The 16,808-nt window shown below is 69.8% G+C and carries 17 protein-coding genes; 5 read left to right on the top strand and 12 right to left on the bottom strand.

All coding sequences use genetic code 11. The features are described 5' to 3' along the window. Positions 1–521: 521 nt before the first annotated feature. From OIE13_RS09285 to OIE13_RS09275, 3 genes are all read right to left on the bottom strand, one after another. Positions 522–1,577, bottom strand: coding sequence for an ABC transporter ATP-binding protein (locus OIE13_RS09285; RefSeq protein ID WP_326641051.1), 1,056 nt, complete (start codon positions 1,575–1,577; stop codon positions 522–524). Further along, positions 1,574–3,052, bottom strand: coding sequence for an ABC transporter permease (locus OIE13_RS09280; RefSeq protein ID WP_326829873.1), 1,479 nt, complete (start codon positions 3,050–3,052; stop codon positions 1,574–1,576). The genes OIE13_RS09285 and OIE13_RS09280 overlap by 4 nt, the downstream gene beginning before the upstream one ends. A 131-nt stretch (positions 3,053–3,183) precedes the next feature. Further along, a complete protein-coding gene (locus OIE13_RS09275; RefSeq protein WP_326641055.1) occupies positions 3,184–3,369 on the bottom strand; it encodes a hypothetical protein in 186 nt (61 codons plus the stop codon). A 318-nt stretch (positions 3,370–3,687) separates the two neighbouring features. On the opposite strand from OIE13_RS09275, the gene OIE13_RS09270 reads away from it, so the two are divergent. Continuing rightward, the gene (locus OIE13_RS09270; protein ID WP_326829872.1) at positions 3,688–4,341 is read left to right on the top strand and encodes a biliverdin-producing heme oxygenase; all 654 of its coding nucleotides are present in this window, start codon (positions 3,688–3,690) and stop codon (positions 4,339–4,341) included. Positions 4,342–4,484: 143 nt separating this feature from the next. Here the strand turns inward: OIE13_RS09270 and OIE13_RS09265 are convergent, their stop codons facing one another. After that, positions 4,485–4,745 carry a DoxX family protein gene (locus OIE13_RS09265; protein ID WP_326641060.1) on the bottom strand — a complete coding sequence of 87 codons (261 nt, stop codon included), beginning with the start codon at positions 4,743–4,745 and terminating at the stop codon, positions 4,485–4,487. Positions 4,746–4,754: 9 nt separating this feature from the next. Between OIE13_RS09265 and OIE13_RS09260 the strand changes: the two genes are divergently transcribed. Continuing rightward, entirely contained in the window at positions 4,755–5,105 is a 351-nt protein-coding gene (locus tag OIE13_RS09260; RefSeq protein WP_326641062.1) for an SbtR family transcriptional regulator, read from the top strand. 59 nt (positions 5,106–5,164) lie between these two features. Then, positions 5,165–5,782 carry a TetR/AcrR family transcriptional regulator gene (locus tag OIE13_RS09255; RefSeq protein WP_326641064.1) on the top strand — a complete coding sequence of 206 codons (618 nt, stop codon included), beginning with the start codon at positions 5,165–5,167 and terminating at the stop codon, positions 5,780–5,782. Between the two features lie 33 nt (positions 5,783–5,815). On the opposite strand, the gene OIE13_RS09250 is transcribed toward OIE13_RS09255, so the two are convergent. Genes OIE13_RS09250 through OIE13_RS09230 form a run of 5 tightly spaced genes read right to left on the bottom strand, consistent with a single transcriptional unit; the run spans position 5,816 to position 11,190 of the window. After that, complete coding sequence (locus OIE13_RS09250; RefSeq protein WP_326641066.1) at positions 5,816–6,850, bottom strand: STM4011 family radical SAM protein; 1,035 nt, start codon at positions 6,848–6,850, stop codon at positions 5,816–5,818. Then, positions 6,847–8,208 (bottom strand): STM4012 family radical SAM protein, encoded by a 1,362-nt coding sequence (locus OIE13_RS09245; protein ID WP_326641068.1) that lies wholly within the window; start codon positions 8,206–8,208, stop codon positions 6,847–6,849. The genes OIE13_RS09250 and OIE13_RS09245 overlap by 4 nt, the downstream gene beginning before the upstream one ends. Before the next feature lie 56 nt (positions 8,209–8,264). Next, positions 8,265–9,071 carry an STM4013/SEN3800 family hydrolase gene (locus OIE13_RS09240; protein ID WP_326641070.1) on the bottom strand — a complete coding sequence of 269 codons (807 nt, stop codon included), beginning with the start codon at positions 9,069–9,071 and terminating at the stop codon, positions 8,265–8,267. 32 nt (positions 9,072–9,103) lie between these two features. Then, a complete protein-coding gene (locus tag OIE13_RS09235) occupies positions 9,104–10,243 on the bottom strand; it encodes an STM4014 family protein (RefSeq protein ID WP_326641072.1) in 1,140 nt (379 codons plus the stop codon). After that, positions 10,240–11,190, bottom strand: coding sequence for an STM4015 family protein (locus tag OIE13_RS09230; protein WP_326829871.1), 951 nt, complete (start codon positions 11,188–11,190; stop codon positions 10,240–10,242). The genes OIE13_RS09235 and OIE13_RS09230 overlap by 4 nt, the downstream gene beginning before the upstream one ends. 243 nt (positions 11,191–11,433) lie before the next feature. Here OIE13_RS09230 and OIE13_RS09225 point away from each other — a divergent pair, with 243 nt between their 5' ends. Continuing rightward, positions 11,434–11,697 (top strand): hypothetical protein, encoded by a 264-nt coding sequence (locus OIE13_RS09225; RefSeq protein WP_326829870.1) that lies wholly within the window; start codon positions 11,434–11,436, stop codon positions 11,695–11,697. 4 nt (positions 11,698–11,701) lie between these two features. Here the strand turns inward: OIE13_RS09225 and OIE13_RS09220 are convergent, their stop codons facing one another. Beyond that, positions 11,702–12,931: a cytochrome P450 gene (locus OIE13_RS09220; RefSeq protein WP_326641076.1), complete on the bottom strand. Its 1,230-nt coding sequence runs from the start codon at positions 12,929–12,931 to the stop codon at positions 11,702–11,704. A gap of 95 nt (positions 12,932–13,026) precedes the next feature. Here OIE13_RS09220 and OIE13_RS09215 point away from each other — a divergent pair, with 95 nt between their 5' ends. Beyond that, positions 13,027–14,481, top strand: a complete 1,455-nt coding sequence (locus tag OIE13_RS09215; protein WP_326829869.1) for an FG-GAP repeat protein — start codon at positions 13,027–13,029, stop codon at positions 14,479–14,481. A 170-nt stretch (positions 14,482–14,651) separates the two neighbouring features. On the opposite strand, the gene OIE13_RS09210 is transcribed toward OIE13_RS09215, so the two are convergent. After that, complete coding sequence (locus OIE13_RS09210; protein ID WP_326641083.1) at positions 14,652–15,182, bottom strand: hypothetical protein; 531 nt, start codon at positions 15,180–15,182, stop codon at positions 14,652–14,654. Between the two features lie 677 nt (positions 15,183–15,859). After that, positions 15,860–16,279, bottom strand: coding sequence for a phosphatase domain-containing protein (locus tag OIE13_RS09205; protein ID WP_326641085.1), 420 nt, complete (start codon positions 16,277–16,279; stop codon positions 15,860–15,862). Between the last annotated feature and the right edge of the window lie 529 nt (positions 16,280–16,808).

Raw genomic sequence — 16,808 nt, 5'->3', positions numbered from 1 at the left:
TCCAAGGGTTGAGTTGTACTCACTCAATTAATGGGAGCCTGAGAATGTTCCCGAGGTTGAGCGTGTTCGCTGTGAGCGATCGTAATTGTGTAATTTCTGCCATCCTGCCGGAAGAAGTCCATCACCGCGCAGCAGGCCGAGCAGGCCATCGATCTGCTCGGTCGATCGCGATACTCCCGGCGCTCGGCGACCTACCGCCAACCGCGGACCATGACTTCACACCACCCGAGACCGGCCCCCTCGGCGCCACTCCGCTACAGGCCGCCACAGAATAGGACGGCCCCAGCTCACTCCCCCTCGTCGCCTTCCTGCTCCGCGATCCCACCTGGAGCGACGAGGGACTTTTCCCGTCAACGGAAACGATCGGCAGGCCCTCGCGACACCGCGCCACCGGTGCCGGGCCGGGAACGGCCAACGACGGCGCGCAACCCGTCCGCGGCACGACAAACCGTTCGTTTTACCGGATGCGCACGCGCCGCGCACCCGCCTCCATCACGGACAACCGGCGTGCGCGCTGTTCCTCAAGCCCCACGCCAGGCCTGACATGTTCCTTCCACGAGCACCCCGACAGCGGCTCCCGCCGTCACCGGGGCCGCGTGGCCGGGCACTCGCGCGATGATCCGTGTGTCATCGGCGAGCCGGAGTGTGACGACCGCGTCATGGCCGTGAAAGTCGTAACCGATCACGGTCGCGGCCACCGCCGGGCGGGCCGATGCCGTGGTGATGCGAATCTGTTCGGGGCGCACCATGGCGGTGAGGGCACCGGTCCCTGCCGGTACCTCGCCCACCGGGATGGGACCGAGTGCCGTGGACAGCACGGCGTCACCCGTACCTGGGCCGATACCGGTTCCGGCGGGCAGGAACACCGCGTCGCCCACGAATGCCGCCACCCATGGGTCCACCGGTTCCCGATAGACGCCGACCGCCGGTCCGCTCTGGATGACCAGGCCGTCGCGCATCACCGCGACCTGATCGGCGCTGGAGAGGGCCTCGCCCTGGTCGTGGGTGACGAGGATGGCGGTCGCCCCGTCGGCTCGCAGCGCGTCGCGCACATCGCGCCGCAGTTCGACGCGTAACCCGGCGTCCAGCGCGCTGAACGGCTCGTCGAGCAGGATGAGGGAGGGGCGCGGTGCCAGCGCCCTGGCGACCGCCACGCGCTGCTGCTGTCCGCCGGACAGGTGATGTGGCATCCGCTCGCCCTGTCCGGACAGGCCCACCAGGGTGAGCACTTCCTCGATGCGGCCAGAACGCCGTTCCTCCCGGTTCAGGCCGTACCCGATGTTGTCGCCCACCGACAGGTGCGGGAAGAGCGCGCCCTCCTGCGGGACGGTGACGATATGCCGGCGTTCTGGGGATGTGTGCACTCCCGGGCCTGCGACAGTCCGCCCATCAACGGCGATCTCACCGGCATCGAGCCGTTCGAAACCCGCCACACAGCGCAGCAGGGTCGTCTTGCCACAGCCCGAAGGGCCGAGTACGGCGGTCAGGGTGCCGCTCGGCACGGTGAGGTCGACCCCGGCGAGCGCGGTCATCGTTCCGTACTTCTTGGCGATACCGCGCAGTTCCAGCCGGCTCATCTGGTGGACTCCCGGGTGAGGATGCCGGTGCGCGAGGTGAGCAGCCACGCGGGCACCGATGACAGCAGCACGAGCAACGCCGCGTAGGGGGCAGCGGCGGCATAGGCCGCCACGGTGGTGTGCGTCCACAGTTCGGTGGCGAGGGTGTCGATACCGGTCGGCCGCAAAAGGAGTGTAGCGGGCAGTTCCTTCATGCAGGCCAGGAAGGCCAGCGCGGCACCGGCCCCGATGCCGGGCAGGGTGAGGGGCAGGGTCACCGTACGCAGCACGGCCAGCGGTCCCCGGCCCAGTGAGCGGGCGACGTCGTCCAGGACGGGGGGCGCCTGTGCCGCCGCCGCGGTGACCGCGGCCACCGCCAGCGGGAGGAACAGGGCGACGTAGCCGAGCGCGAGCAGCCAGGTCGTCTGGTAGATCGGATAGGCGAGGCTGATCCCGAAGGAGACCAGGGAAAGGCCGATGACCAGGCCGGGCAGGGCGTGGCTGAGGTAGCCGAGACGATCGAGCAGTGCGGTCAGCAGGCTTGGCGCCTTGGCGGTGAGCACGCCCAGTGGCAGCGCGAGCAGCACGGTGAGCACGGTGCCCGCGAAGGAGAGCCAGAGCGAGTTGCCCGCGGCGTCGGCCACCTCGGACCAGGTCCCCGGCCGCGAGACACCCTCGATCATCCGGTGGCCGAGGCTCACCACGGTGACGCCGATGGAGAGCCCCGCGAGAACGAGCAGCATGAAGGTGGCGGGCCAGCGCGTCCGGACGAGGCGGAACCTGGCCGGGGCCCGGCGAGTAGCGCCCAGATGAGCGTAGCGGGCACCGCGTTGGCGGCTCACCGTCTCACCCGCGAGTATGAGCATCGTCAAGATGACGAGCACACTTGACAGCACCAGCGCTCCGGTTCGGTCGAAGCCCAGGTCGAAGGCGACGAAGATGGCCCGGGTGAAGGTGTCGGCCCGCACGATCGACACCGCGCCGAAGTCCGACAGAACGTACAGCGCCACCAGAAGCGCGCCACCCGCGACCGCGGGACGGACCTGCCGCAGTGTCACACCGGTGAAGGTACGCCAGGCGTTTCTGCCCAGTGATCGGGACACCTCCTCCTGGGCCGGGTCGGCGCCCTTGAGCGCCGCGGCGACGGGCAGGAAGACGTAGGGATAGGAGCACAGCGTCAGCACCAGCGCCGCCGCCCAGAAGCCCTCGAACCCGTCAACGGTCGATCTCCACGCGAATGCCGCGATGTAGGTCGGTACCGCGAGTGGCAGGGCCGCCAGGACCGCGAACGCGCGCCTGGCGGGCAGATCGGTCCGTACGACCAGGAACGCCGAACCGACCCCCAGCACGAGGCACCCGGCGCTCACCACCGCGGCCAGGCCGAGGGTGCGGAGCGCGAGCAGCGCGACCCGCGCGGTGAACACCTCCTCGGCGATACGCTCCCAGCCCGCTTCGGCCGTCCGCACGCCGAGGTAGAGCACCGGGATGAGGGCCACCGCGACGGCCAGTACCGACAGGGCGAGCAGTAGCGGCCGGCGAGGACGCCCGCCCGTCGGCAGGATACGACCGAACGGCCGTAGGGCGGGTCCGTCGCGGCGGACCCGCCTGGCGAGATGTGGTCGCGTGGTCAGGGGAGGAGTCCTGATCCCTTGACCGGCGACTCGCTGCGGCCGCCGCAAACGGTGATCTTCTTGTCGTTCGCGGCGCCGGCAGCGGTGGAACCGCTGTCGGACTCGTTTCCGCAGGCGGTGATCCCGGACAGCAGGGCTCCCGCTGCCGGTGCGAGCACAGCTTTGGGGAGTTCAACGGGCATGGCGATGTTTTCCTTCTGTCGATCGGGAGGAGTCCGACCACGGTTTCAACGACAACGCTGTAAAAGTTAGCCGAGCCTAACCTAAGGGTAGATTGGCGGCGAAGGCACCCCCCTCGGAGGCCACGGCACCATCCGACGCGCCCGGCTCCCTGCGACAGGCCCCACCCGCTCGCGCCAAGAAGCCCGTCCCCGCGCGTCCCACCCGAACTCGACGCGAAGGACGGCCGGTTTAATGACAAGGTGTCGTCATCGGCTTGACGAGGTGGCGCGATTTTTGTGACACTGTGTCATGAAAAGTTTCCTCGCCGCGGAGTGATCATGAGTGAGTCACCGTTCTCCGAAGTCCTCAGAAACGCCACCTGGGGCGACCACGAATCCGCCGAGGATGAGAGCTACCTCAAGGCCCTGATGGCGGGCCAGCTCACCCCCGAGGCGTACGGCGAGATGGTCGCCCAGCACTACTTCGCCTACGTGGCCCTGGACGGCGCCTCACGGTCGCTCGCCGAGGACCCCGTCGCGGCACCGTTCGTCTTTCCCGAGCTCTACCGGGAGGAGGCCCTGGTCCGCGACCTGGAGACGATCTACGGGTCCGGCTGGCGGTCCAGGATCGAGCCCTCCAAGCCGACCCTGACCCTGGTCTCCCGCATCAACCAGGTCGCCACCTGGCCGGCCGGCTACATCGCCCACCACTACACCCGCTACATGGGTGACCTGTCCGGCGGGCAGTTCATCCGGATGGAGCTGCAGAAGATCTACGGCTACCAGCCGGGTGGCGGCATCGACTTCTACCTGTTCGACGAGATCGGCAGCCTGCCCCGTTTCAAGAACGAGTACCGGGCCCGGCTGGACGCGCTGCCCCTGGACGAGGCCGAGAAGCAGCGTCTGATCCGCGAGACCAAGCTCGCCTACCTGCTCAACACCGAGGTCCTGGGCGAGCTCGGCCGGGTGGCCCGGTCCGAGGTCGCCGCCTGAACCCGGTCGTCCCACAGCACGAGAGAACGCTCCGGCACGGATGTCTCCGCACCGGAGCGTTCAGCTGTCCGGCGCCCTCCAGGAGGCGCTGGACCTTCGGAAATCGCACGGTCCCGGCAAAGGCCCTCAAAGACGTACGGTGCTCAGAAGGCGTACGGCCCGAAACGCCCCCAGGCCACGAAGGCGGCCAGCACGAGGAGCACCAGGTTCATCACGAGTGCCGAATACTCCTTGCGCCGGACGTGCACGATGATGGCGCCGATCATCGTGACCACCAGGCCGGCGGCGGCGAGCGGGGTCAGCACGGGCAGGACGCCGGTGAGAGCGGGCAGGATCAGCCCGATCCCGAGGCGGCGGAGCTCGCCGACGACCCCTGGGAGGCGTTCGCCGGGCTGGTCGAACACGTCTGCGGGATGCAGGCCGCCGACCAGGGGGTGACCGAGGCTCTCACCACCTGCTTCCCCGGAGCCGCGCTGGAGGCACCGAGAGCGCGGGCGATGGCGGCGATCGACCGGGTGATCGAGCGGGCCCGCCGTTCCGGGACGCTACGCGCCGACTTCACCGGCCAGGATCTTATGCTGATCATGATGGCCAACGCCGGAGTGCTCGGCTCCACGCGCTACGCCGCCCCTCAGGCGTGGCGGCGACTGATCGGCCTGATCCTCGACGCCTGCCGCACCGACCGCGCCGGCCTCCCGCTCCCCCCGGCCCCCAGCACCAAGGACCTGCACACCGCCATGATCGCGACCCGCCCCCAGCGCTGACCTCGCGGCCGGACGCGGACGACCTGACCGGGGCTGCGGCACTGTGCGACCATGGGGCCATGCCCCGGATTTCGGCCGCTACCATCGGCGAGCACCGCGCCCAGACACAGGACCGCATCCTGCGTGCGGTCTCACGTCTCTCCCGGGAGCAGGGCATCGACGCCATCTCCATGACCGACGTGGCGAGCGAGGCCGAGATCACCCGCACCGTTCTGTACAACTACTTCCCCGACAAGGCCGCGCTGCTGCTGGCCTTCACCGAGCGGGTGACGCACTACTTCATCGACGGCTACGAGCGGGAACTGCCCGAGCGGGCCTCCTCCGCCGAGCAGTTGCGGGTCTTCGTCAGGCTCCAGCTCGAAGGGCTGCTCGCCCACCCCCATCCCGGCCCCGCCGACCTGTCCGCCGCCCTGGGCCCCGACGCCTACCAGCGCCTGGCCGACCACGTCGAGCCGATGCAGCGCATCCTGACGGGCATCATCGACAGCGGCGTGGCCTCAGGCGACTTCCACACCCTCGACGTGGCCGCCACCTCCCGCTTCATCCTCGCCGTCATCGGCGCCGAGCGGGTCCCGCTGCTCAGCGGCGCGGTGACACCCGAGGAGGCCGAGGAGATGGTGTTGGAGTTCGTGCTGCGTGGCCTGGGCTCCCTCCCGCACCCCCCGGACGCCGGCTGAGCCCGTCGGGCGGTGCGGGGGGGTGGCCTGACCTCAGCGGGCGGGGATGCGTTCCAGGATCCCCCCGGCGAAGACGTCGTAGAGGCCGGTCGTCTCCAGATGCACGTAGCCGATGTGGCAGTCGCAAATCGCCGCCGGGCACACCGTGGCCCTCGGCTTGAACGTGCCCTCGTAGAGGTTTCCGAGCACGGCCGGGACGAAGTGGCAGCGCCGCACGGTGCCGTCGCCGTCGACGGAGATCACACTGTCGCCCGTACGACAGGGCAGGCCCGCGCTGCGGTGCGGTGTCCGGCTGTACCGGAACAGCGGATCGATCGCCGTCCAGGCACCCGCCTCGTCGTCGGTGTAGGCGACGCCCTCCGCCGCGTTCACCCAGACGTAGACCTCCCCGGGCAGGTCGGCCCGGATGCGGCGGGCGTGGCCGAGGTGTTCGGGCAGCCCGACGACGCCGACGCTGAACCGGACCCCACGCCTGACCAGGTCACGGCAGCGGGTGAGAAAGCGCTCGTGGGTGACCTGGCCGGGATGGTAGGTCACCCAGAGGGCGAGCGTGTCCAGGTCGGCCTCGGCCAGCCAGCCGGGGCGGCAGCTGAAGTTGGTCTGGATTGCGACCCGCCGCACGTGCGGGAGGTGGCTCAGCTCGACCATCGCCCGGCGGTACCACGAGCGGACGAGGCCCTCGCCCCACGGGGTGAACAGCACCGAGACCGGATGGTCTCGCCCGGCCGTCCAGGCGGTGAACCGCTCCAGCGCCACCCGGTCCCGCCTCAGCCGCCCCGGGCTGTCGCGTCGTTTGGCGAACGGGCAGTAGGGGCAGTCGTAGTCACAGCTCGCCAGCGGTCCCCGGTAGAGGATCGTCAGGTGGTCGCGCCCCTGGCCACCGTCGCACGACTCCCCGGCGTCGGCGGGGCTCCGGCCACCCGGCCCACCCGGTCCCGATCCACCCTGTCCCGGTCCACCCTGTCCCGGTCCACCGGGCTCGCCCGGCAGGAGCGGCAGGAGCCGCGGGCGGCGGGTTCCGGCGACAGGAGCGTCAGGCGAGCCGGGCGAGTCTGTTGAGGTGCTCATCGTTCCTCATGTCCGGCCATCAGCGCGCGGACCCTGCCGGAGAACAGCCCGGGACCGATCGCGTCGGAGTGGGCCAGGCCCTCGGCGGTGAGCCGGAACCACCCGGGCCGCGCCGTGCCTCCGGGCGGCGGCGCGTCCCGCTCCAGCAGGCCCCTCTCCGCCAGGCGCTCCAGCTCCTCGCCGAAGTGGGTCTCGACCCCGGCTCCGAAGCGGGCGCGGTAGGCCATCGGGTCGAGCCCTTCGGCCTGGAGCAGCGACTGGATGAGGTGGCGGCGTCGGCGGTCGTCGTCGTCCAGCCGGAAACCCATGTTGGCGACCGCGAACCCCTCCGTCTCCAGCCGTACGTAGTCGTCGATGATCGCGCGCACCTGGCCTGCGCCGACCGCGTACTCGTAGGAGTGGTGCAGAGCGGAGGTGTAGGAGCGGGCACCGCAGCCGAGGCCGACCATGCCGTCGCTCTGGCAGGTGTACTCGGCGGGGCTCGACCGCCCCGGCAGCCGGAACATCCGCATCGAGACCTGCTCGTACCCCGCGGCGAGCAGGTGGTCGCGGCCCGCTCGGTAGAGGGTGAGCCGGTGGTCGTCCCAGTCGCGGGCGCGGCGGCCGAGACCGGTGAGCGGGCGGACGTACAGGGGGTAGAGGTAGATCTCCTCGGGTTTCCAGGCAAGCGCGGCGTCCAGCGAGTAACGCCAGGATGCCTCCGTCTGCCCGTCGATGCCGTAGATCAGGTCGATGTTGAGCGTCTCGAATCCGGCCTCACGGATCCGGCCGAGCGCCGTCTCGACCTCCTGCCGTCTCTGCGGCCTGACCGCCGCACGGGCCTCGGCGTCGACGAAGCTCTGCACGCCGATCGAGACGCGGGTCGTGCCCCGCTCGGCGAGGACCGCGAGCCGGTCGGCCGTCGCGGTCGCCGGCGAGGTCTCCACAGCCACCGGGACGGCCCGCAGGTCGGCGCCCATGATCCGCTCGGTGAGGTCGAACATCCGGGTGAGCTCGGCGGCGTCGAGATAGGTCGGCGTGCCACCGCCGACGGCCGCCGCCACGAAACGAGGGCCGCTCAGAGCGTCCCTTACGACCCTCGCCTGACGTGCCAGCGCACCGAGGTAGGCGTCGACGAGTTCCTCGGAGGCGCCGGTGCGGGTGAACAGGTTGCAGAATCCGCAGCGCATCTCACAGAACGGGATGTGCAGGTAGAGGAAGAGGTGGTCGGTGGGCTCCTCCGCCCACACCTCCGTCAGCGAAGGCCGGTCCTCCAGCGGCCGGTAGGCCGTCTTGTGCGGGTACGCGTAGACGTAGCCCTGGTACGGACCCGCATGCGCCACGGCATCGGCGGGTCGCGCCGGGGATGCAGAGGACATGGGGAACACGGGCCGCTCGCCGCCCGCCGTCTCCCGCCCCCGGCCTGAACCTGTGGTCACCGCCATTGCCCCCGCTCCATCGTGAACTCCGCGTAGGGCACGGTCCAGACGACCTCGTGGCCGATCCTGTGCCCGACATATCCGTCTTCACCGTAGGCGGTACCGTGATCGGAGCAGACGATCGCGAACCCCGGCCGCCGTTCGCTCATCAGCGCGAACAGCCTGCCGATGTGCCTGTCGACGTATTCGAGCGCGGCGGCGTGGCTCCGGCGGCTGTCGCCGTGCTCGCGGGTGGCCCCCGGCAGGTGGAACCAGTTCGGCTGGTGAAGCGCCGACACGTTGACGAACAGGAACACCGGGCCGTCCACTCCCGCCACCGCCCTCTCGGCGCAGACGATCTGCGCCTCGAACGAGGCGGGAGCGGTGACCCCGAAGGCCGGCTCCCAGTGGCTCTCGGCGAACATCGCCGGCAGCACGGACCCGAGCGGGGTCAGCTTGTTGAAGAACCCCACTCCCCCGACGCAGATCGTGTGATAGCCCGCCCCGGCCAGCCCGCCGGGCAGGTCGGGCGCGTCGAACACCCAGGTGCCCGGGACCGTGGTCTCGCTGCCGGGGAACGCGGCGGCGAACGGGCGAGGATGCGGTCCCGGCGAGGCGGGGGTCGGCAGGAAACCGGCGAGGATCGCGGCGTGCGCGGCGTAGGTGAAGCTCCCAGGGCTGTGCCTGCGCTCCCACCGCCCGCCGGGCAGCGCCCGTGCCAGCGTGGGCAGCCGCCCCGTGGCCAGCAGTTCCTCCGCCACGTCGTAGCGGAGCGTGTCGAGCGTCACCAGCAACAGGTCGTGACTGCCCACGACCTCGTTCATGGCACGCACCGGACCTTCCCTTGCCCCCGATGTCACCGGACCGCCCGTGCGGCGAGCCGTCGCGGTGCCCGGGACGCGAGGCTCTCCGGCTCCTCCCGCGAGTGCCGGGCGAGGATCGCGCGGACCTGGGCGCCGTAGGTGTCGAGGCCCTCCGCGCCGCTTCCGGGCAGGCCCCCCAGCCGGGGCAGCAGGTCGCCGAACGCGTTCACCTCGGCCACCGCCAGGCTCCGCCAGTCGGCCCCGACCATCAGATCGACTCCCACGGCCAGGCTCCCGGGGAAGCAGGCCGCCGCCCGCGCGCAGACCTCAAGCGCCCCCGCCCACGCCTCGGGACCGAGCATGGCCGTGACCACGCCGAGGTCACCCCGGGTGCCACCGAGATGCAGGTTGGTCATGGGGCCGCGCCCGGCACGGACGACCGCGTGGGTGGGCGTGCCGTCCACGACGACCACCCTCAGGTCTATCGCGCGCCCGCCGATGCTCGCCTTGGGAAACCAGCGCTCGACGTGGAGACCGTCTCCGGCCAGCAGGTCGACGATCGCCGCCAGGTCCGACTCGTTCTCATAAACCTTGATCCGCAGGGAGTTGCGCAGCCCTTCGGAGGTCAGCTCCGCCGAGGTCACCGCCCTGACCCGGTCGCCCGACGCGTGCAGGGCGACGATCCCCGAGGCCGACGAGCCATGGGCCGGTTTGACGAACACCCGCCCCCAGCGCACCTCCCCCATCCGCTCGCGCAGCTCGGCATAGCCGCGGATCGGCCCGAAAAGCGCGGGCGGCACCGGCACCCCGGCCGCCGACAGCCCGGCGTGACAGCGCCGCTTGTCGAACATCACCGAGATGTCCTCGACATCGGCGAGCAGCACGGCCCCCGGCATCCGGTCGACCGCCTCGCGGACCCGCGCCGCCCCGGCGACGAACGCGGCGTGCCAGCGTGCCCCACCACCGACCCGGGACGGCTCGCCGCCTCCGCGCAGCAGCTCGTCCGTCTCCGCGTCCTCCCCTGGCGAGTCGATCCTTACCAGCGTGCCCGGCTCGATCCGGATCTCCGCACCGCGCAGCACGGACGTCCACGGCAGGACCGCGGGCTCGCGCAGTCCCTGCCGGACGCAGGCGTCGGCGAACATGGTCACCCGCCGCTCCCCCGGCGTGCCGACGACGGCGAGCGCGGTCACTCGGAGACCGCGACGTAGTACCAGTCGTCGTCGGGCTTCTCCTGTTCGGACACGTCGAGCTCGACGCCGGAGAACGTCGTCCTGAGGCGCTCGACCATGGCGTCGCTCAGGAAGTGGTGGTGCAGGTCCAGGCGCCTGAGGTGGGTCAGCGACCGGCCGGAGAGCAGTGCCTCGGCGCCCATGTCGGTGAGCGTGCCCATCGACTGGGCGAGCGACTCCAGCCGGGCCACCACCGGGGCGGAGGCGACGGCCGCGGCGACCTCGTCCTGGATCTCGCTGTCCTGGAGGCCGAGATGCCTGAGCGCGGGCAGCCGCTCGCCGGACAGGATGGGCTCCAGATCGGCCACGGTGGTGTCTCCGCCGTAGTTCTCCGACCCAAGCCAGAGCTCCAGGTATTCGAGCGCGGGAAAGTCGCTCTCGCCGACCGCCCTGGCCACGGCGGGGGGCAGACCGCCTGTCTCGAACCGGAGGATCCTGAGGCTGTCATGCCGGATCGGCCGCAGCTCCAGCCCCGTGCCACCACGGACCTCCAGCCGCTCCAGCAGCGGGAACGCCTCCAGCAGCGGGGTGACGTCGCCCTGCTGGATCCAGGAGATCTCGCACTCCTCCGACGGCATCGCGCCGAGGAAGAGCGAGCGCAGCGCGGGGAGACGCGCCGCGTTCTCGGCCAGCAGCCGGATGGGACCCGAGGCGTCGTTCTCGTAGGCCTCGCCCCAGCCGCCGACGATGATCGCCTTGACCTCGGTGGTGTCGACGGTCGCGACGAAGCGCGCGAAGTGCTCCTCGAAGGTCTCCTTCGCGTCGTAGACGCGGACCGAGAGGCGCCACGCGGCCTCGCCCGCCGCGGGCATGGGCGCCCCTGGAGGACGCAGGCTCACGATGGGCAGGCCCGCGTACTCTCCACGGTAGAGACCGTCGACGTCGTCGTTGAACTCGCTGTGGTCCATCGGAAACTCCCGTCAGGCTTAACGTGGCAGGATCCGTCCTACCAGAGTCACCCGACATTCTCGGAATCATGCGAGCAGGTCAGCCGGGCATGGGGCGTCAGCGATGATGGACGGCATGGACAACGGTCACATCCGTCTCAATTCCGCGACGGGACGCCGGGTTCTGCTCACCACGGTGCTCGGTTCCGGTATCGCCTGCTGGACGGCACGGCGCTGGCCAGCGCCGACGAGCGCCACGCGGGGGTGGCCAGCGGCGTCAACAACGCCGTCGCCAGGACCGGCGGGCTGCTCGCGGTGGCCACGATCCCCCCGCTGGCCGGGCTGACCGGCGACGCCTTCGACTCTCCCGCGATCTTCACTACCGGGTTCCACACGACCAGGCTGGTCAGCGCGTCGATGATGGGCCTCGCGGCGCTGCTCACCTTCCTCACCATCCGGGAGAACGTCCTGATCCGCTCGGAGCCGAAGACGGGCTGCCCGGTGACGGCTCCCCAGCCGGGCAGGTGAGCCGTCAGAAGGTGAACGCCTGGCTGCGGACGCTGTTGTCGAAGTTGGACACCAGCAGTTCCGGCTCGCCGAACGAGCGGACCTCGGGCAGCCGGGTGAACAGTTCGCGGAACATCGCCCTGATCTCCTGCCTGGCGAGGTTGGCCCCCAGGCAGAAGTGCGGCCCCGGACCGCCGAAGCCCACGTGGGGCTTGGTGTCCCGGGTGATGTCGAACCGGTCGGCGTCGGGGAAGACCGTCTCGTCGCGGTTGGCCGAGCCGTAGAAGAGCACCACCTTGTCGCCCGCCTTCAGGTGCAGGCCGCGCAGGTCGTAGTCCTCGGTGACGGTGCGGCGGAACTGCATGATGGGCGAGACGTAACGGACCATCTCCTCGATGGCACCACCGATGTGGGCGTCGAAGTCGTCTACCAGCAGGCGCCGCTGCTCGGGGTTGTCGGTCAGCAGCTTGATACCGTGCGCCATGGTGTTGCGTGCCGTCTCGTTGCCCGCCACGAGCAGCAGCGTGAAGAACGACCCCAGTTCCCTGTCGGTCAGCCTCTCACCGTCGACATTGGCGGTGACCAGCGCGGAGACGAGGTCGTTGCCCGGCGCCCCCGAGCGTTCCCTACCCAGTTTGATCACCAGGCGCTGCAGGGCGAGCAGCGCGAGCGTGTTCTGGGCGGCCATCCTGACCGTGTGCGCCAGGCTGGGCCGCACGCCGGAGTAGGCGGTGGAGATGTCGACGTGCTGGTGGACCTTGGCCCTCACCTCGTCGGGGACGCCCATCATGTCGCAGATGACGTGAATAGGCAGCCTTGCGGCCACCTGCTGGACGAAGTCGCCGGGCCCCGAGGCCGTCACGTCGTCCACGATCCGCGCGCACGCGGCGTCGATGTCGCCCTGCAGGTTGCTCAGCATCTTCGGGCTGAACGCCCGGGAGACGATGCGGCGTAGCCGGGCGTGCCGGGGGTCGTCCATGTTGACCATGGACTCGCCGAAGACGTGTTTGACCCATCCGGGCGGCTCGGGACTGGTCACACCGGGCTCGCTGGAGAACACCTTGGCGTTGCGGCTGGCCTCCACCACGTCGGCGTGCCTGACCAGCGCGTAGAAACCCCTGCCCGAGCGGAGCAGCGGCACCCGCTTCTCCTCGAAGAACACCGGCCGATCGAGATCCCGAAGCCGCGCGAACGCCTCATGCCGCTCCTTGAGCGGCCGCCGCCAGAATCCCAGGTCGGCCAGGTCGATTTCCATGCTGCCAATCCTGGCACGTTCTTTACCCGTACCGGCCACGCGAATTTCATGTCCCGGTGGGCCGCGTGTCCGAATTACCAGAAACCATCACATACATGAGAGCCGCGTTTCTCGCCTCCATTACCTTCGCCTCCCTTCTGCTCCCCTCCCTTCTGCTCCCCGCCTCCTCCGCCGGGGCCGCCGGGGCCGCCGGGGCCACCTCCATCGCGGGCGTCTGCTCCGGCGTGCCCTCCGACTTCGACGGCGACGGCCGGGCCGATCTCGCGGTCGCCGCGCCCTACACCCGCTCCGGCGGCCACACCCGAGCGGGGGCGGTCACCGTCCTGTACGACATGCGCACCGCCCGGAGACTGACCCAGGACGAGCCCGGCGTGCCCGGCGAGAGCGAGACCGGGGACGCATTCGGCTCGGCGCTGGCGACCGGTGACTTCGACGGCGACCGCTGCGCCGACCTGGCCGTGGGCGTCTCCGAGGAGGACCGCTCCCTGCCGGGGGCCGACGGCGACGGAGTGGTGCAGCTGTTTCACGGCTCGCCGGGCGGTCTGCGGCCCGGCCGGGTGATCGACGCCGGGGACCTGGGCCGCGAGCGCGAGTCCGGCCGGTTCGGGGCCGCGCTCGCGGCGGGGGACCTGGACGGCGACGGGGACGACGAGCTGGTGATCGGCGCCCCGGGGCTGGGCGGCGGCGCGATCGGGGTGTACGGGTTCGGCGGACGCGAGCCATACATGATCACGCAGGAGACCGGATGGGTGGGACAGCCCGAGAAGGAGACCGACCAGTTCGGCGCGGTGCTCGCCACCGGGGACTTCGACGGCGACGGCCGGACCGAGGTCGCCGTGGGCGCGCCCGCGGACACGGCCCTGAAGAACGGCCAGGGCTCGGTCACCGTTCTCGACGTCCGGCGGCGGAAGGCGGCCTTGCTCACCCAGGACAGCCCGGGGATCAGCGGCCGCGCCGAGGTCTGGGACTTCTTCGGCGAGTCCCTGGCAGGCGGTGACTTCAACGCCGACGGCCGCGACGACCTGGCGATCGGCGTACCGGGCGAGGGCCTGACCGAGAACCAGCGGGCGATGGACTACGGCGACGGCACGGTACACGTCGTCTACGGCTCCCGCGCCGGGCTGCGCACCGCGGGCTCGGAAACCTGGTCGCAGCGCTCGCTGAAGGGGGAACCGCGCTACTTCGACCGCTTCGGCGCCGCCCTCGCCGCCGGAGACCTCAACGGTGACGGCGACGACGAGCTGGCGATCGGGGTGCCGGGTGAGAACGCCGTCCAGGTGCTCGCGGGTACCCGTTCCGGCGGCCTCACCAAGAACAACAATCTGCTGGTCACCGGCACGGGCGGCGACTTCGGCGGTGCTCTGGCCACGGTCCCGGGCCGCGGCCTGGTCGTCGCCGCCCCGGGCGACGGCAGGCTCACCCTGCTGCGCGGGGCCGTGCGTAAGGGCCCCTACCCCGGTATCCGCCCGTCGACGGCGAGGCCCCTGGCAGGCGCTCCCGGGGACACCCTGTTCGGCTACGCCTTCACCAGCCCCTCCTCCCCTCGGTAGACGACCCGGTAGACGACCCGGTAGACGACCGTGCGTCCCCGTAACCGCGCCGGGATCTGACCGTTCGTTCCGGCTGGTTCCGAGGGAGCCGCGGGCGCCCGTTCCACGCGACGGGCCGTGCGGCCAGGACCTCAAGGAGCCTGGCCGCACGGCCCCGGTCCACCGGGTGACTAACGGATGCGGGTACTGGCCTTGACGGTGCGGCGGATCTCCTTACGGAGCTTGTCGATGTCGGCCTTCGCGTCGGTGGTGACGATCACGCCGAACCTGGCCGTGGCGGTGCCCCGGCGCGAGCCCGCCCAGGCGCGGATCCGCACCGTCGTCGAGTCGCCCTTGTCGAGAGAGGTGATCCAGCAGGAAAGGTCACGGCGCTTGACCGAGCACTTGACGCTGCGCGGCTTGGAGATCACCTTGATCTTGCGGAACCGGGTGGAGAAGTCCCCGACGAGCGCCACGTAGTGCTGGCCGCGGGCCTTGGCATTACGGACCTTGACCGTGTAGACGAGGGATCCGCCCCTGCGGACGTGCTTGGGAAAGGAGATCACGTATCTGAAGTCGGTGGGCGCCGCAGCGGCGGGTGACCGGGCAGGTGCGGCGGGTAAGGCGGACCCGGCGGCCGAGGCTGGGGTCTGGACAAGGAGGGTGCCACCCAGCGCCATGGCGAGAGCCACGGCGCCGAGCCTCTTGGTGAGGGGACTCATAAGCGGCATCATCCAACAACTCTTCAGAAATTCCTCCTTAGATATACCTTTCCGGCTACCCATAAAGCTGTATCCCTTGAGAGTTTCCGCAGGCAGGGTGTAGGCCAACTGGAGGCGTCACTGTTTCCACAGAGTGATGACAAGCCGGCGCCCTCGGAGGGCCGGCCGGCCCCCAGGCTCGACGTGCACCGCGGGGAAGCGTGCACGGAGCCGGCGCGCCCTCGTCAGAGGAGCGCGTCGCGGAATGTCCACAGGACTTCGAGCAGTAGGCGGCATCCTCGCGCGGATGCTCTCGGCCGCGGCCTTCGTCTTGCCACTTGAACTCTCGACCACAGTCCGCGAGAGCGCACGTCTTCGTGTCAGGGAGAGTGCCGCGGCCTCGGCAGGTCGGGCAGGACTCGCTCGCGATGCCGCACCCCGTCCCCACCAAAGAGCAGCCACGCCTACCACGATGACGAAGCTGTACAAAGCGAGACGAATGATGAGGCATCGTCTCAGGTCTCGTCGAGCGTCCTCTCGGCTGGTCATGATGCCCGCCGGGCGACCTCGGCGTCAGCTTCATCCTTGACGTGCCCCTGGAACTCCGCCAGCGTCATCACGGCCGGCCATGAGGCACAGCGCCATCTGTTCGTCAAGGTCGGTGAGGGGGGAGCGGATTGCCGCACTGTCTGATCTGCTCAGTAATCCCCTGCTGCGACTTGAAAGACGGTCAGGCCAAGCTCTTCGCGCCACATGCGGACGACGGCCGCGCGGTCGTCGATGACTCCGGCGATCTCCCTGTGGGCGAAGTGTTCGGTGTAGATGTCGTGCTTCACCTGCACGTCGGGCTGGTTGTCGTGGTCGTCGCGCATCCACAAGCCCTCAGCGTCGTCGAGGTGGCCGACGTTGGCGGCCAGCCACATCTCCGTTTGGCGGCGGCACTGCTCCTTGCGCCCAGACACGTAGGCGATCGGGTGTCCGGCATGGACGCGGTCATAGCCGTACAGTTTTCGGCCATGCGAGGCCCCTTCTAACGCACGAGGGCCCGTGCCTCGCCGGATCTGCTCGCTGATCTCTTCAGACTCCAAGGCGGAGTCGATCCCCTCATCGGCAAGCACTTTCCAGTCACGAGACCGGCCCATGTCGTAGGTACGGTCATGGTTGGTGATGTGGATGAAGACACCACGCTCGCGACATACTGATGATCAAAGGTCGACGTTACGCAGAACGCGCCTGTCACTGCAGGTCAGAGGCATGATCGCGTGTCACGTCGAGCTTTCAGGTTCAGTAGGCCTAGGAAAGTGAACCGCTCACGGGTTTGCGATCACCGCGGCTGGATTCCCATAGGACCCGAACATCGAACGCCTTCTCGTTCTAGCTTCGCCAGGAGGAGCTCCCCGTCGGGGCGGCCAGAGCGCGCGAATCGAGAGGCGCTCCGATCTGGATCGGCAAATAATTCAGCTACGGTCTAACCGTATTGAGCACATGATTTCACGTTGGCTGTGTTCTGATCCTCAACAGACCGAGCATCACCAACAAGCCCGGAGCGCTTGCTCTTGTCCTTGCTGACTCGCCTGTAGACCGCAGCCCGAAGGGCAGCACCTGGCGCGAAAGACATGACCGAAGGGTAAATGAAAGATATATGCA

It is taken from the genome of Streptosporangium sp. NBC_01810, assembly GCF_035917355.1.
Lineage (GTDB): Bacteria > Actinomycetota > Actinomycetes > Streptosporangiales > Streptosporangiaceae > Streptosporangium.
Note: the sequence above shows the minus strand (reverse complement) of the source record. Positions and strands in the feature narration are given on the sequence as shown.